General features: G+C 40.3%; 14 protein-coding genes and 1 riboswitch. Of the genes, 7 read left to right on the plus strand and 7 right to left on the minus strand.

Features of this window, described 5'->3' with window-relative positions; all coding sequences use genetic code 11:
• Positions 1-104: 104 nt before the first annotated feature.
• Together RMX69_RS09940 and RMX69_RS09945 are read right to left on the minus strand one after the other, a co-directional pair.
• Positions 105-545, minus strand: a complete 441-nt coding sequence (locus RMX69_RS09940) for a hypothetical protein (protein WP_322637347.1) — start codon at positions 543-545, stop codon at positions 105-107.
• Between the two features lie 133 nt (positions 546-678).
• On the minus strand, positions 679-819 hold the full coding sequence (locus RMX69_RS09945; protein ID WP_322637348.1) for a tyrosine-type recombinase/integrase: 141 nt from the start codon (positions 817-819) through the stop codon (positions 679-681).
• 169 nt (positions 820-988) lie between these two features.
• Between RMX69_RS09945 and RMX69_RS09950 the strand changes: the two genes are divergently transcribed.
• From RMX69_RS09950 to RMX69_RS09975, 6 genes are all read left to right on the plus strand, one after another.
• Positions 989-1,858, plus strand: coding sequence for a DNA adenine methylase (locus RMX69_RS09950; protein WP_322637349.1), 870 nt, complete (start codon positions 989-991; stop codon positions 1,856-1,858).
• Complete coding sequence (locus RMX69_RS09955) at positions 1,825-2,958, plus strand: restriction endonuclease, SacI family (protein WP_322637350.1); 1,134 nt, start codon at positions 1,825-1,827, stop codon at positions 2,956-2,958. Before RMX69_RS09950 ends, RMX69_RS09955 begins: the two co-directional genes overlap by 34 nt.
• 93 nt (positions 2,959-3,051) lie before the next feature.
• On the plus strand, positions 3,052-3,978 hold the full coding sequence (locus RMX69_RS09960; protein WP_322637351.1) for a DUF4349 domain-containing protein: 927 nt from the start codon (positions 3,052-3,054) through the stop codon (positions 3,976-3,978).
• Between the two features lie 234 nt (positions 3,979-4,212).
• A complete protein-coding gene (locus RMX69_RS09965) occupies positions 4,213-5,568 on the plus strand; it encodes an NAD(P)/FAD-dependent oxidoreductase (RefSeq protein WP_322637352.1) in 1,356 nt (451 codons plus the stop codon).
• A 162-nt stretch (positions 5,569-5,730) separates the two neighbouring features.
• Positions 5,731-6,966 carry an LL-diaminopimelate aminotransferase gene (locus RMX69_RS09970; protein ID WP_322637353.1) on the plus strand — a complete coding sequence of 412 codons (1,236 nt, stop codon included), beginning with the start codon at positions 5,731-5,733 and terminating at the stop codon, positions 6,964-6,966.
• Between the two features lie 113 nt (positions 6,967-7,079).
• Positions 7,080-7,718: a Uma2 family endonuclease gene (locus tag RMX69_RS09975; RefSeq protein WP_322637354.1), complete on the plus strand. Its 639-nt coding sequence runs from the start codon at positions 7,080-7,082 to the stop codon at positions 7,716-7,718.
• Positions 7,719-7,780: 62 nt separating this feature from the next.
• On the opposite strand, the gene RMX69_RS09980 is transcribed toward RMX69_RS09975, so the two are convergent.
• From RMX69_RS09980 to RMX69_RS09995, 4 genes are all read right to left on the minus strand, one after another.
• Positions 7,781-8,395, minus strand: coding sequence for an RloB family protein (locus RMX69_RS09980; protein ID WP_322637355.1), 615 nt, complete (start codon positions 8,393-8,395; stop codon positions 7,781-7,783).
• Positions 8,388-9,578, minus strand: a complete 1,191-nt coding sequence (locus RMX69_RS09985) for an ATP-binding protein (RefSeq protein ID WP_322637356.1) — start codon at positions 9,576-9,578, stop codon at positions 8,388-8,390. Before RMX69_RS09985 ends, RMX69_RS09980 begins: the two co-directional genes overlap by 8 nt.
• Positions 9,579-9,796: 218 nt before the next feature.
• Positions 9,797-11,125 carry a voltage-gated chloride channel family protein gene (locus tag RMX69_RS09990; RefSeq protein ID WP_322637357.1) on the minus strand — a complete coding sequence of 443 codons (1,329 nt, stop codon included), beginning with the start codon at positions 11,123-11,125 and terminating at the stop codon, positions 9,797-9,799.
• A 61-nt stretch (positions 11,126-11,186) separates the two neighbouring features.
• Entirely contained in the window at positions 11,187-12,836 is a 1,650-nt protein-coding gene (locus RMX69_RS09995; protein ID WP_322637358.1) for a cation:proton antiporter, read from the minus strand.
• 95 nt (positions 12,837-12,931) lie between these two features.
• Positions 12,932-13,016: riboswitch (Fluoride riboswitch) on the minus strand.
• 104 nt (positions 13,017-13,120) lie between these two features.
• On the opposite strand from RMX69_RS09995, the gene RMX69_RS10000 reads away from it, so the two are divergent.
• Entirely contained in the window at positions 13,121-15,190 is a 2,070-nt protein-coding gene (locus tag RMX69_RS10000) for a potassium channel family protein (protein WP_322637359.1), read from the plus strand.
• 59 nt (positions 15,191-15,249) lie between these two features.
• On the opposite strand, the gene RMX69_RS10005 is transcribed toward RMX69_RS10000, so the two are convergent.
• Complete coding sequence (locus RMX69_RS10005) at positions 15,250-16,461, minus strand: MFS transporter (RefSeq protein WP_322637360.1); 1,212 nt, start codon at positions 16,459-16,461, stop codon at positions 15,250-15,252.
• Positions 16,462-16,513: the final 52 nt, after the last annotated feature.

Here is a 16,513-nt window from a genome sequence, read left to right on the forward strand (position 1 = left end):
TAGAGTTAGTGTAACTAGATATGTAAAGTTTTGTATTAGGATTCAACATTTCTGCCTTCCTCTATATATTTGACAGTCCCAAAAATCACCATCGATTGTAAGCTTCAGAGGTTGCATTTTTTATATTGCTTGATTTTGTCCATTTGTGTTTTAGTAATTATTCCTTTGTTTTTCCAGTCCATTAGTATATTTAAAGATGGTCTATCTTGTTTCCTTCTACAATAATCTGCTGGATAACCATGCCATTCAGTAGTTGAGCTACTATCGACAAACTTAGCAATTTTTAAAGGTTCATTTTGTTCAGATAAACCAAGTTCAGCTAAACCTCTTTCTTCTATGTTAATTTTCAATCCCCATCCTTTTTTCTCTTCTAACCATTTCTCAAATACTGCATACTTGAAACAATCTACCTCTTCTTCTACAGAAATAATCCATATGCACTTCTCAGCATTTCCATGTCGCCTATGTACTGCTCTCAACTTGTAATAAATTATTTTATCGGCTGAAAGGGAAATAGATATAGGGGTATCGTTAAAATTATACATTTGGTATTTATATTTAAATCTAAATTATATGCAATTACCCAACTTCATCTGTCTAACACTTTAGAAGTATTACGACAACTTAAGTATAAGTTTAGACCAAAATTATAACACTCTATTGTTCTTACAAATCACCCTAGTCAAAATTCAGGAACCGTCGAGCATTCAGCTTGGTATATTTTTCAGTGTGTTTGATATCACGATGTTCTAAGAAGTCCTGAATCTCTCTGGTGCTGTAACCCTGATTTACCAGATAATAACCGCAAACATGGCGCATCCAGGCTCAATGCCGCGATCGCCTTACCGAGAATGATAGATTATTCTCTGAAAAAATAATGTAAGTATTTTTGTTTGTTTATACTTTATTTCTCAAGACTATATAATAAATTGCGTTTTACCCTTATCCTCGGTTTCGGGTAAAGCACTCCCTTTGAGGTTGGTCTTTCATGGCAAAGAAAATTGCATTTGGTTGGTATGGCGGCAAGTACAGTCATTTAGACTGGCTTTTACCCTTGTTGTCAAAAACGACCCACTACTGCGAACCCTTTGGCGGTTCAGCAGCCGTGTTGTTGAACCGGGAGCCTTCGCCTGTGGAAACCTACAATGATATTGATGGCCAGGTAGTCAACTTCTTTCGTGTGCTACGCGACCAAAAAGACCAACTCATCGAGGCGATTGGTTTAACCCCGTTTTCGCGTGAAGAATTTCGGATTGCTATTACCAAAGAAGAAGAAAGTTTGTCAGACCTGGAAAGGGCTAGACGATTTTTTGTCCGGGCGCGACAAGTGAGAACAGGCTTGGCACAAACCGCCAGTGTTGGACGATGGGCGCACTGCAAACTTACTAGCCGCGCTGGAATGGCTGGTGCAGTTTCCCGGTGGCTTGGTAGTGTTGAGGATCTGCCCGAAATCGTGCAACGGTTGCTACGCGTGCAAATTGAGAACGACCGAGCAATTGATATTATTCGACGGTACGATAGTCCAGAAACATTATTTTACTGTGACCCTCCCTACCCGCACGATTCCCGTGGAGATAGCAAGGCTTACGCTTATGAAATGACCGACGACCAGCATCGGCAACTAGCGGATGTTTTGCGTTCAGTCAAAGGTAAAGTTGCCCTTTCAGGCTATGATTGTTCGTTGATGCAGGAACTTTACGGTGACTGGAACTGCATTAAAGCGCCCGTGAAACACTGCCATTCCATCAAGCAGTTACGGCAAGAAGTACTTTGGCTCAATTATGACCCCCAAGCCTCCACACTTACTGTTGAAGAAATCGCTCCATGTCCACAACCCCAGCAGCTATCCTTGATGTAGCCTTACAAAAAGCCGAAGCATCGATAGTCCAACCGATTGTCACCAACCCCAGCATTGCCGAAAAAATTGACTATGTATCGCGCTATGTAGGCAATCGTGCTGTAGTTCGTTTGTTACTGGCCTGCTCTTTGGCATCAATTCACCGTGGAAATGTTGATATCCGCAAGCCTTACACCGAAATAGGCACACCAGATGCTTACTCTGGACGCTACTACGATGAAAGCTACATCACAGCATTCATTAACAAGCACGAGTTGCCCTGTAATCCCACTACTGCGTTCCTCACCCCTGCCCTGCGGAACCGTAACATCACCTTAACCCCAGCAGTCAATCTGGTGGGACGACCGCCCAAACTCTATGAAGCTGCCCTGGAATTACTTGATGATGTTCATGAAGGTAGGATAACTGCTGAGGATTTGCTAGCCCAAACCATTCGCTGTCTAATTATCGCTCGGAACGAGAAGCGGCAGCGTATGGAAACACTACTAGCCGACCTGAAGAAGTCGGAAGACGCAATACCTTTGTCAGCAGAGGAAATTATCACACTCCTGAAACAGCATTTGGCTTGCCGAGGTTCAAGCCGTCTTCCTGTACTAATTGTTGCTGCTGCCTATCAAGTAGCAGAACAATATATTGGGGAGCGTTTTTTACCTCTAGAATCCCATAATGCCGCAGACGAGCAGACTGGAGCTTTGGGAGATTTGGAAATTACTTTAGTTGATGACAAGAAGGTGATTACCAGCTATGAAATGAAGACCCGACGCGTCACGTTAGCAGATATTGACCGTGCCTTGCAAAAAATCAACAGCACAGGCAAGCGGGTTGACAACTATATTTTTATCACGACGGATGCGATCGAAGAAGGTATTCAGGAATATGCCTCAAGTATGTACGACCGTACAGGTGGTATGGAAATTGTGGTTTTGGATTGCATCAGTTTTGTACGTCACTTTCTGCATTTGTTCCATCGGCTGCGATCGCAATTTTTGTCAGCCTACCAACAGCTAGTGCTAACAGAACCAGACAGTGCTGTTAGCCAACCTCTAAAAGAGGCTTTTTTGGCATTGAGACAGGCTGCTGAAAGTGCCAGGGAATTTTGAATGACTAAATCTGTTACATAAATCGCAACAATGCAGGCTTTGAGTTTTACTTCAGTAATACTGGGGTTAACTTCATCCATCTGGGGGTAGATTATGTATACTTCAACTAAATTACCGCGCACATCTGCTTTATTTGTGAGTGCATTATTAGGAGGGGTGATTTTCACCAGTTGCGCTTCTGCTGATCGCTCAACAAGTTCTGGTTTACCTCCAAATGCGGCTGATAGTACGGCAAATCAAGCAATAGCACCTGCTGGTGAAAGCAGTATTTCCCAAAAGGCGGAAGCTTCACCAATAGCGCGTTCTCGTCCCCAACTCATCAAAAAAGCGGCAATCTCTTTGACTGTCAACTCTGTAGATAAGACTGTTGATGCTGTTTCACAAATTATCAATAAACAGCAAGGGGATTTAATCGGTTTGAAGCAACAACAACCCAAAAGTGACAACCCGCGTCACACAGCAACAATACAGTTGCGGATACCTGAGAATCGGCTAGAACCTACCCTAGAGCAATTAGCTAAATTGGGCACTGTCGAGAGTCGTAATATCACTGCGGAAGATGTAGGCGATCGCCTTGTAGATTTCCAAGCTAGATTAACGAATTTGCAGAAAACTGAAGCCAATTTACAAAAAATTATGGATCGGGCTGGTTCTGTCAGAGATGTGCTTAGTGTTGCCCAAGAATTAAGTAATGTCAGACAAACCATAGAACAAATCAATGCCCAATTGAAAAGCCTACAAAATCAAGTTGCTTATTCCACGATTACGCTGAACCTAGAAGCCGCAGTTTCTAGTACCAGTCCCCAACCTGCCTTGGGTTTGCAAGTTCAAGAAACTTGGAACAACTCTACCCACTCTTTGAGTGCATTTTCTGTTGGCTTACTCAAGCTGGGTATTTGGTTAATTGTTTACAGTCCCTATTTGTTAATTTTTGTTGCTCTTATCTATGGCTTTAACCGTTGGCGGCGAACTCATTCACCACGTTTGACACAAACACCAGAATCAACTAGCTCTGAGTAAACTTGCATAAATCTTACATCTACCTTTGATAAATTTACACAAGTAAAAAGCGATTCAAGTATTCCCAACTATGATTGTCTGCGCCTCTCTCTTGAAAAGTTCTGCTTATCCTGTAGTTTTGATTACTTTAATCATTCTTTAAATGTAAAAGGCAATACAAAATATATGATGACAAGTTTGATACAAATTTGTTAAGAATAGTTACAATAGTCGGCATCCCGGATAATATTTCTTATGGTAAATTCACTTGACAATAATCCACCCCATCAAGTAGTTATTGTAGGCGGTGGTTTTGGTGGACTTTATGCAGCAAAAACACTAGCCAAAGCGGCAGTAAACGTTACTCTGATTGATAAACGTAACTTTCATCTATTTCAACCCCTCTTATATCAAGTCGCTACAGGTGCGCTGTCTCCGGCTGATATTTCTTCGCCGTTGCGTTCTGTCCTCAGCAAGAGCAAGAATACGACAGTGCTGCTGGGAGAGGTGAATAATATTGATTCACAAGCGCAAAAAGTTATTGTAGGCGACGAAGCAATTCCTTACGATACGTTAATTGTCGCCACAGGTGCGAAGCATTCCTACTTTGGTAAAGATAACTGGGAAGAATTCGCCCCAGGCTTGAAAACTGTAGAAGATGCGATAGAAATGCGTAGCCGGATTTTTTCGGCCTTTGAAGCCGCAGAAAAAGAAACCGATCCAGAAAAACGCCGGGCTTGGTTAACCTTTGTAATTGTGGGTGGTGGCCCAACTGGTGTAGAGTTAGCGGGTGCGATCGCAGAATTAGCAAATCAAACCCTCAAAGAAGACTTCCGCAACATCGACACATCAGAAGCCAAGATTTTGCTATTAGAAGGTTTGGATCGAGTTTTGCCACCTTTTGCACCAGAGTTATCACAAGAAGCGGAAGCATCCCTGACGCGCTTGGGTGTGGTTGTGCAGACAAAAACATTGGTAACAAATATTGAAAATGATGTTGTTACCCTCAAACAAGGCGATGAAGTTAAAGAGATTGCCTCAAAAACGGTATTATGGGCAGCAGGTGTGAAAGCTTCCGCAATGGGAAAAGTGTTAACCGAACACACAGGTGCAGAGTGCGATCGCGCTGGACGGATTATCGTCGAACCTGACTTGAGTATTAAGGGACATCCCAATATTTTTGTAGTTGGCGACTTAGCAAATTTTTCTCATCAAAATGGTAAACCCCTACCTGGTGTTGCACCTGTAGCCAAGCAAGAAGGTGAATATGTAGCAACATTAGTTCAACAGCGGCTTGCAGGTAAAAGTTTGCCACCCTTTGCTTATAAGGATCATGGTAGTTTAGCAATGATTGGGCACAATTCTGCTGTAGTAGATTTGGGCTTTATGAAGCTGAAAGGTTTCTTTGCATGGCTGTTTTGGCTAGTGATTCACATCTACTTCCTAATTGAATTTGACAACAAATTAGTAGTAATGATTCAGTGGGCGTGGAATTACTTTACTCGTAATCGCGGAGCAAGATTGATTACAGGTAAAGAATCAATTACGGAGTTTGTAATTAGCGATCGCAACAATTATTCAGCCGATAATAAACAGCCGGTAAATGTCTAAATTGGGAATTGGGCATTGGGCATAGGAGAAAGAACTCTTATAACTCCTAACTCCTAACTCCTAACTCCTAACTCCTAACTCTCCACTTCTAACTCCCCACAACAAAGTTATCGCCCTCATAAATTAGCAGTAAGCTATTTGAGGGCGTTTTTTGTATTTACTATGGCAACTATTAACGACAACTACCTGAAACTGAAAGCGGGTTATCTGTTTCCAGAAATTGCTCGGCGGGTGAATGTCTTTGCAGAAGCGAATCCTGATGCTAAAATCATTCGGCTGGGCATTGGTGATGTTACTGAACCTCTGCCAGAGGCTTGCCGCACAGCTATGATTAAAGCTGTGGAAGAAATGGGCGATCGCAATACTTTCAAAGGCTATGGCCCAGAGCAAGGCTACGCTTGGTTACGGGAGAAAATTGCTACTCACGATTTCCAAGCACGGGGAGCCGATATAGATGCTTCCGAAATCTTTATCTCCGATGGTTCCAAGTGCGACACAGGCAACATTCTAGAAATCTTTGGTCATGACAACATAATTGCCGTAACTGACCCAGTTTACCCTGTGTATGTAGACACTAATGTTATGGTGGGAAATACTGGGGATGCCAACGATAAAGGCGAATTTGAGGGTTTAGTTTATCTACCAATTACGGCTGATAACAACTTCACCGCCGAGATTCCCTCAAAGAAAGTCGATTTAATTTATCTCTGCTTTCCCAATAACCCCACTGGCGCAACTGCTACCAAGGAATATCTCAAAGCATGGGTGGACTATGCCAAAGCTAATAACTCGATTATTTTCTTTGATGCAGCCTACGAAGCTTATATCACCGATCCCTCGATTCCCCACTCAATTTATGAAATTGAAGGTGCAAGAGATGTTGCGATCGAATTTCGGTCTTTTTCCAAGAACGCAGGTTTTACAGGAACCCGTTGCGCGTTAACCGTAGTACCGAAGACACTCACAGCAAAAGCCGCCGATGGTTCCGATGTCGAACTGTGGAAACTGTGGAATCGTCGCCAGTCTACCAAATTCAACGGCGTTTCTTACATCATCCAACGTGGAGCCGAAGCGGTTTACTCCGAAGAAGGACAAGCGCAAATCAAAGGATTGGTGAATTTCTATCTAGAAAACGCCAAAATTATCCGCGAAAAACTCACAGCCGCCGGATTATCAGTTTATGGTGGCGTGAATGCACCTTACGTTTGGGTGAAAACGCCTAATGGTTTATCCAGTTGGGAATTCTTTGATAAGTTGCTGCAAACCGTGAACGTTGTAGGAACACCCGGTTCTGGCTTTGGTGCTGCGGGTGAAGGTTACTTCCGGATTTCGGCGTTTAACAGCCGGGAGAATGTCGAAGAGGCGATGAAGCGGATTACAGAGAAGTTTAAGGTGTAGAGCGATCGCTTTTGTTAAACTCATTCTATTAGTCTAAAGGTTACGGTGGGCTGTATTATCCACCGCAACCTGATAGATTTTGAATTTTGAATTTTGAATTGGAGCGAAGCGATGTGACTGCTGCTATCCCCGTTTTCAAAGCTGTTAGCCAGATGCAATTAGCACCTGGTAGCACGGTGACAATTCCTGATGTTAGCTGGCAAGAATTTGAATCTATTTTAGAAGAATTAGGAGAAAAAAGAACTACCCGAATTGCCTATAGCCAGGGTACTTTAGAAATTATGGCTCCTTTACCAGAACATGAAATTCCCAAAGATTTAATTTCTGATATTGTCAAAATATTGCTGAAGGCTAAAGATATCAGATATCAACCTTTTGGTTCCACCACCTTTAAACGCCAAGGCGTAGCAGGAGTTGAACCTGATGCTTGCTTTTATATTCAGAATTATCAACAAATGATTGGCCATCGTCGCTTACAAACTGATGATCCCCCGCCAGATTTAGCGATTGAGACTGATGTCACATCGAAAACTACTCTTGATGCTTATGAAGCCATTAAAGTCCCAGAATTATGGGTTTACGATAACGGAAACCTTTCTATTTATTTGCTGAGAGATGGGAAATACATAAAATCTAATACCAGTCCTAATTTTGCAGATATAGCTATTACTGAGATTATCCCTGCTGCGGTGGAACGTAGTTGGCAAGTAGGAAGTTTTCAAGCTTTGGAAGAATTGGAAGCGATGATTTAGTAAATAATAAAGTAGCCACTGGATGGTGTAAACAATAATTGATGTAATCTAAAAGATAAGAATTATCGAATGAATTTGTTTAGCTCCTCAACTAAAAGATGTACTGTTGTTGAAGGATTATCATTTACTGGATTGGGATGATTATATTGCTTCAGAAGACTTTTAGCGTGTTTGATGGCAGTAGATTGACGATTTTCTATTTCTTCATAGATGGTTGCACTATTTTTTTTATATTTGTATCCAAGTAATTTCTCTAATTTATCGATATAATCCTTGCGAGGAAGTCCAGTATTTAAAAACTCAAAATGCAATACATACCATAATTCAAAAGCTTCATTAGAATAAGCAACTTGAAATCCTTCTCTTTCAGCGTTTGCAATGGCGTTGTTAAAATCTTGCTTAGGCCAATCATCCCTATCAAATACGCACCAAATTTGATCGTAATCTCCTTGAGCTTTTAATTCTTTAGCTTCTTGTACTAGTTTACTTGGATTGTATCCAAATCCTCTAACATCAATCTTTTTCACAGTTGTGGAAACGCGAAAGCTCATGAAGTAATTTGGCTCGGTTTTTTCACCTTCACAAATAATTAAAAATATTTGCCTAAGCTCTCTTGTTTCAACTTTTCTATCGGTATATCCACGAGATGATGATCTCCTTGAATTATTTCTAGGCATTAGGCTCACCAATAAATGGAATAGCACCATATCTGCCTTTAAGATAGTCACTTTCAAAAGAGGCATCATTCCGTATTTTATATTCAACTAAGGAATATAAATCTGTAGCACCATATTTGTTTTTCTCAGTAAACCAAATCTGATCTCTCCGAAATATTTTATTACTGAGCAAATTGGTGTCATCAGTCATAAATATTAGTTGTGCATTATTAGAATTTGTCTTTATTGAATTAAATAATTCAACAATTGCTTTGCTGATTAGCGGGTGAAGTCTCGCATCCAATTCATCAAATATTAAAACTTTGCCATATTTAAGAGTATCTACCAAAAGTCCAGCAATAGAAATTATTTTTTTAGTTCCCTCCGATTCTTGATTTTCTAAATCGAAGAATTTTATAGAAACATAATTACCTTTTTTGTCAAATTTTTGATGCCCTGTCTTAATTAAATTTTCTGTTTTGAAATGATAAGAGCTTTGTTCTATAGGGATAATTTCTGCTTGCTTTATTCTTATTTGTTTAATGCCTAAATCTAGTTGTTTAATTAACTGAATGATTTCTGATTTATTATCATTATTTCTGGCTAAATAACTTACTGTATGAATCAAATGCTCTTGATCATCTAAACCTGAAACTATATTTACTTTTTTTGTAAGCCAATCTAGTATTCTCTCAGCTATTTCAACATTAAATTGAGCAGCTACTGATAGAAAAAGTGCATTACTCCTAGTTTTTGGGTAAATACCCTGAGCTTTAAACTTTTTAGATAGATATTTTAGCTTACGCGAATTTCCTTCAGAAACTCGCTCAAAAAGAGGAGTTTTTCTTGTGTTAGGAACGTAAGATAACCATTCAGAAATAACTCTTTTTTGATTAGCTTCAAACCCATATCTATACTTGATAGCATCTAATAAAAACACAATTTCAAAAAAAGATGGTTGTGCTTCAGTTTCTGTACTTAGCTCAAATGGCTCAACTCCTATTTTTTCTGTACTTTGAGTTTCCTTAGAGGAATTAATCATAAACCACTTCATGAAGCTCAAAGCTTTCGCAAGATTACTTTTGCCACTAGCATTAGCACCATAAATTGCAGCACTTTTGAGTAATTTTAGATCATCATCTATCGCAAAAACATTGTTTTCATCAAGTTCTTTTTCTTTGGCAACAATATTGGCAGCCACCATACTAAAGGTAACTTTATCCTTAAAAGATCGGTAATTGCCAATACTAAACTCTATGAGCATAGTAACTTTTTATCCTAAACAGCATATTTGTGAAACGATCGCAAATATATAAGTTAAGCATAGCGGTTATCGCACATAAAATATGACTACTCTGACTATGCGATGCCTACAACGGTAAACTATACACTTTCCCAATTATCCATTCATGCATCAATAAATTATTCCTGAGCATTACTTCCTCCTTCTTCACTATCATCAGGTAAATCAATTTTCGGTTGCCCATAATTAGCCAAAGTCACCCCTTCTTCTAAATATACAGCAGAGTATTTGCTCAACCCAATACGCTGTGCAGAATAAATTCCAGAATGACCGGAAAATAAATAGCTCACTACACAGCCAATAGCAATAAATACCCCCGATTCCAGACCAAATAATTCAATTCCCATTAAGGTTGATGCCAAAGGTGTATTTGCTGCACCCGCAAACACACCCACAAATCCCATTCCTGCTAACAGTGGTGCAGGTAATGCTAAAAGCAACGACAAAGCATTACCTAAAGTTGCACCAATAAAAAACAAAGGTGTCACTTCTCCACCCTTAAAACCTGCACCTAAAGTTAAAGCAGTCAAGCCTAATTTGGCTGCAAAATCCCAAGGAGGTAGCTGAGTATAGAAAGAATCAACGATTGTTGGAATACCAAGCCCAATGTATTTGGTTGTTCCACTCAACCCAACAATTGCTGCTATTATCGCACCACCTATTAAAGGACGCATTGGAGGATAAGATATCTTGGTTTTAAACAAGTTACTTATTTGGTGAGTTACTTTAGCAAAGAATCTCGCTACAATTCCAAAAATTGCACCTGCAATAATGGCAGAAATCAGTCCCCAGAGTGTGAGCGTCGGTATAGAGGGAGCGTGCCGATATGCTGTATGATGTAAACCTAATAGTAAGGTGACTTGATTTCCAACGATCGCAGCAATCAAAGAAGGAAAAAGAGCATCATAATGAATCCTACCAATTGCTAAAACTTCCAGACCAAATACGGTTCCAGCTAAGGGAGTACCGAACACTGAAGCGAATCCTCCACTTATACCTGCTGTTAATAAAATTCGCCGATTAGCCCCTTTAAAATGCAGTATTTTAGTTACCTGATCTGCCAAAGAAGCACCCATTTGTAATGCTGTACCTTCACGACCGGCTGAACCACCAAAAAAATGGGTGAGGTCTGTTCCTAGTAACACAAGAGGAGCCATGCGGAAGGGAATAACTTTTTTGGGATTATGAATTTCTTCAAGTAAAAGGTTATTTCCAGCTTCTACAGTCCGACCAAATCGATGATAAATCCAACCACTTAAGAAGCCGCCAAGGGGAAGGAAGGCGATAATCCAGCGATGTGATTCTCGCCAATCAGTTGCCCATTCCAATGATGCTAAAAGAGCCGCAGAAGCAGTTCCAGCCAGAATGCCAACTACAGCAGAAATTGGCAGCCATTTGATTAGGTGGGGTAAGGCAATAAAAGGTTCAAATTGACGTAGTTTTTTCATAAAAAAAATCGTAATTAAAGTAGAATCCCGAAATTACTTTATTTTAGATTTCTCTTTCAATCTAAAATCTAAAATCCAAAATTTCATTATGCTGAAGATTTTCTAGCAAGATTACAGGTATTGGGCTGGCTTCTAAGACTGCTTGTGATACTGAGCCAATAAGCACTTTTTCCCAAGGTTGATGTCCGCGTTTTCCCATCACGATCGCAGTGACACGATACTCCTCGGCAATGCGAATAATCTCTTCTGGAATCGCGCCTGTAACAGTCAAAAATTCATACCTGATATCAGATAACAACTGTTTGCTTTGTTCTTTTATTTGTTCGATATCTTGCTGGTTTGAAGTGTTAACTACATGCAAAACGATCGCTTCCCCGTTGCTGCGACGTGCTAAATCTGCGACTTTGGTTAAAACTTCTGTGGCTAAACTCGATGTATCTACGGCTGCCAGCAATACTGTACGAGTAGCAACTGTTACCTTGGTGGGGTCAACTTCGCCTTTGGTAAGCAATTTCGGCGCAAAGGTCATAGTTGCCCAAGCGCCTAATGGTGCTGTGATTAAAATTGATAGAGCTGCGATCGCTAAAATTATCTCACCTCCGGCAATTCCTTGGGAGAGGGGTATTGCCCCAATGGCAGCTTGGACTGTAGCTTTTGCTGAGTTTCCTGGTAGCAGAAATAATCTTTCTCGCCAATTCCAATTACTACCCAAGGTTGAAAGATACCAGCCCAACATCCTACCAATTAGTAAACCAATTACTAGAATTAAAATGCCAGGTAACAGAATCTTTTCTAATACTTGCAGTTGAATAGTTGCCCCTAACAAAACAAACAAAAAAATCTCCGCGACTATCCATAAAGTGTCAAATCCGCCGCGTAATCTTCGGGCTAAGGGAGCATCTAATTCAATTAAGAAAAACCCCATCGCCATTGCTGCTAAATAACCAGAAAAGTAAGGCAAAGCATGAGCAACAATGACCAGGAATAAAGCTAAACTGGCAGCAATCACAGTATCTTGAACGGCATTCTGAGTCCAGTTTTGTTTGGTTAATAGTAAAACTAATAAACGGGCTGCTAAATAGCCAAACAAAACTCCCAGCAATATTTGCATGATAATTTGGAACGGCAGCAATTGCAGAGCAGTCAAAGTAAATCCCCCAGGTAGGGTAATCTGCTCAACACCTCCGTCACCTAAGAAACTTAGCAGTAGGCTAAAAACTAGTAATAGCAGCACATCAGATAAAGCACTACCAGTCAAAATTGCATCGGGAATTCCTTTTGTGACACCCCAACCTAAACTTTTCAACCTGAGCATTCCTGGGACAATTACAGCCGGAGATTCAGCGCCAATCACACAACCCAGAAGTAATCCAGTGGGAAAGTCAAATTTAAAAATTATCATAGCGGTAATTGCGATCGCGATCGCTTCTGTTGCTGCTGGCAAAAATCCCAAGCGTAGCGCCACAGTTCCCTGTTGAGCCAGTTTTTCTCTATCTAAGCCCAGTCCGGCTTTCATCAGAATAATCATTACCGCCAAGGTTCTTAACTCATCAGCAGCACCCAGCACATCTTCACTGATGACATTCCGAACTTGGGGGCCGAGAATAATCCCCACTAAAATCATCCCAATTAAAGGCGGAGCACCTAAACGACGGGCAAGTTGACCGGCAAAAAAGCCCATCATTAAAATCCACAATACACTGGCTAGCATTCCATGACTCCTTGAGGCGCGATTTGTAGATTTACACTTTCTACAGGGGAGTCAGGTAATGCTTTTAGCCAAGCCCTACTCTCCCGCAGTTAGCGAAGAAAGTAGGAGCCATCAGCCTTCCATATCAGAATTTATCCGTTTGGAAAGGCGGTTTTGGCGAGCTCCATCACCATTGATAGTTTTTCATTAAATTAATAATACCATTTTTGCTGTGAGTCAATATCTTTGGTATTCTACGATATAAATAATATTAGTTAAATAATGTGTATCATTGGCGGTATTATATGCTGCCATCATCAGAAAGTAATTACCAGCCTGTTGAAGATTCTCAGACAAAACTAGATCAGTTTTTAGTTTGTGGGCTAGGAAGTTTGGGTCAGCATTGCGTTGCAGTTCTAAAAGAGTATGGTGCTGTTGTCAATGCTATTGATCAAGAACAACCCCAATATTTGGAAATACCAAATTTATTAAGTTTATTAGAAAACTTATTCATCGGAGATTGTCGTCAGAGCAGTGTTTTAGAACAGGCAAATATTTCTCGGTGTCGAACTGTACTTTTAGTCACTAGCAATGAACGGGTAAATATAGAAGCTGCCTTTGCGGCAAGGCTTTTAAATCCTCAAATTCGCCTGGTTGTACGTTCTGATAAACAAAATCTCAATGAACTGTTAAGTCAGACCCTTGGTAATTTTATTGCTTTTGAGCCGAATCAAATTTCCGCTTCTGGCTTTGCTCTGGCAGCCCTTGGAGATGACAATCTTGGATATTTCCAACTGGAAGAACGTCAATTTCGGGTAGTAAAGCGTCAGATAAAAATAAGTGATAACTGGGCTAATAAATGGCATATACATGAATTAAATACTTTATATCGTCGGGTTTTAAATTACGCTAATGATTCATCTCCTTTGCCTAAAGAATTTCATCATTGGGAACCAGAAGCGACATTAAAACCAGGTGATACGATTATTTATATTGAAGTTACAGAGCAGCTTAAAAGTTTAAAACAAATTGCTACTGTGCGTCAACATAACTGGCAGCAGTTATGGCAAGAGATTGTATTAGGTAGAACCTGGAAAAATTTAAAAAATAAAATAGTATATCTCTCGCGGACATTCTCTCGTTATCAGAGTTTGCGGGTGGCAATTATTTGTGGAATTACAGTACTTTTTCTTTGGTGTTTTGGAACAATTATTTATATCTTAAATTATCCTGAAAGTAACATAATAGAAGCATTTTATGCTATTGCTGTCTTGCTTTTGGGAGGATATGGAGATGTCTTTGGTGGTGTTAATTTTAAAACGCCACCAGAGCCAGCTGAAAATATGCCAGGATGGTTGCGATTGTTTAGCCTCGCGCTAACTGTAACTGGTATAGGTTTTGTTGGGGTTTTATATGCGTTGCTAACTGATACTCTGTTAAGTTCAAGGTTCCAGTTTTTTAATAATTACCAGCCATCAATACCCCAAAAAGACCATGTTGTACTTATTGGATTAAATCGAGTCGGTCAGCGAGTCGCGGCTTTGTTACAAGAATTCAAGCAGCCTGTGGTGGGTATTAGTAGCACAGCACTCAATGCCGATTTTCTCAACAAAATACCACTGATTATTGATAATATTGCCGATGCTTTAGATAAGGTAAATCTCGCTCACAGTAAAAGTGTCGTTGTAGTTACAGACGATGACATGGAAAATTTGGAAATAGCTTTGATGGCATACGCTAAAAGTCCTAAAACTCGTGTGGTTATTCGGACTTATGACCGATATTTTCGTGATAATGTCGCACGATTGTTTCCTTATGCTCAAGTTATTTGTACCTCTGCTATTTCAGCAGAAGTATTTGCTGCTGCGGCTTTTGGAGAAAATATTCTCAGCTTATTTAACTTCGATACTCAAACTATTTTGGTAGTAGAGTACATAATTGAAGCTGGAGATACACTAAATGGATTACTATTGGCTGAGGTTGCCTATGGTTATGGAGTTGTACCAATTTTATACCAAAGTCTCAAGCGATCGCCTGTTAAGTTCATGCCTTCTGATCATACACAACTTGCTGTTGGCGATCGCCTGATTGTTCTGGCAAATAGTCATAGCCTCCAGCGAATTGAACGAGGTGAAATGTTTCCTCGAAATTGGCAAGTACAGATTGAGAAAGTTTTAGCTCAAGATGCTATTTTTGATGGTGCAAATGAAATCAGTATAATATCGGGATGTAACATCGGCACTGCTAGAGAGTTGATGCATAATTTGCCTGGACTGCTACCAACAGCATTATATAAACAACAAGCTCTTTTACTAGTAAGAAGACTTAGTAAATTAAGAGTTACAGCCCGGTTGAAATCATTCGTTGAGAATTAAAAACTTATTAGAATAACGAACCGCAGAGGACACAGAAAAATGAGAGTTTGAAAGATATTTTACGTAAGTCCTACTTGGATTTGCAAATATTTTCTTCTATTAATTACTAATAATAAGACAGCAGCGATCGCAAATAAGCTTCCAGTTATAAATGTTGCCTCTGCTCCCAATGTTTGCCACAATCCACCAGCTAGCAGACTGGCGGGTAAAAGCGCTAATCCTACAGCCAAATTCAGGAATCCAAAAGCAGTACCGCGCAGATTTGCAGGGATACTATTTGCCACTAGCGCCAATAGCAATCCTTTACTCATACCCAAATGCAAACCATAAAGGGCAAACAATCCCCAGACTTGCCAAGATGTCTGCACGAAAGCAAAACCCAGATACACCAGGGCGTATAGGAGAAATCCGCCTACTAGTAACCCAAATTTACCCACGCGATCGGAAAGTATTCCTATTGGGTAGGCACTGAATGAGTAGGTGATGTTCATCATCATTAATGTCAATGGGATGAGTGAGGCTGAAATACCTGTTTGCTCGGCTCGCAACAACAAAAAAGCATTACTGGAGTTGCCTAAATTGAATAACAGCGCCACTGCTACAAGTACCCAGTATCCTTTACCCAAACTGCGTAAAGCTTCCCATTGAAGAGGGTTGCTTCGGTTCCCTTGAATTTCACTTGTTTTTGGTTCACTCACTCCCACTGCTAATAAAGCCACTGCGAAGAATCCAGGGATGAGTGCTAGCCAAAAAATCAGGCGGAAGTTGTTTTGGGAAGCAGCCATCAGGGCAAATGCTGCCAAAGGCCCTAAAAATGCTCCGATAGTATCGAGAGATTGACGCAATCCATAAGCTGCACCGCGTACCTCTGGATTAGTGGAATCAGCAACCAAAGCATCACGGGGTGCTACCCGGATACCTTTGCCAATGCGATCGCCAAATCGAGCTATTAATACTCCAGTTGGGCTGGTAGCTACAGCAAATAAAGGTTTTACAAAGGTTGACAATCCATACCCAAACACCGCTAATCCTTTACGATGTCCTAAGTAATCACTCAATACTCCCGAAAAGATTTTTAAAATTGAAGCTGTTGCTTCTGCAATACCTTCAATAATGCCCACTGTCAAAATATTCGCCCCTAAAACTGACACTAGAAATAAGGGCAACAGAGAATTAATCATCTCGGAACTAATATCTGTCAGTAAACTGACAAACCCCAAAACCCAAACAGTCTGAGGAATTTTCTGAACAAATTTATTTTGTAGCCGCATATTTACTTGCAATGCAACAAATGTTTCATTAGTTAACCTAACAATAAATTAA

Source organism: Nostoc sp. EspVER01 (assembly GCF_034530635.1).
Lineage (GTDB): Bacteria > Cyanobacteriota > Cyanobacteriia > Cyanobacteriales > Nostocaceae > Nostoc.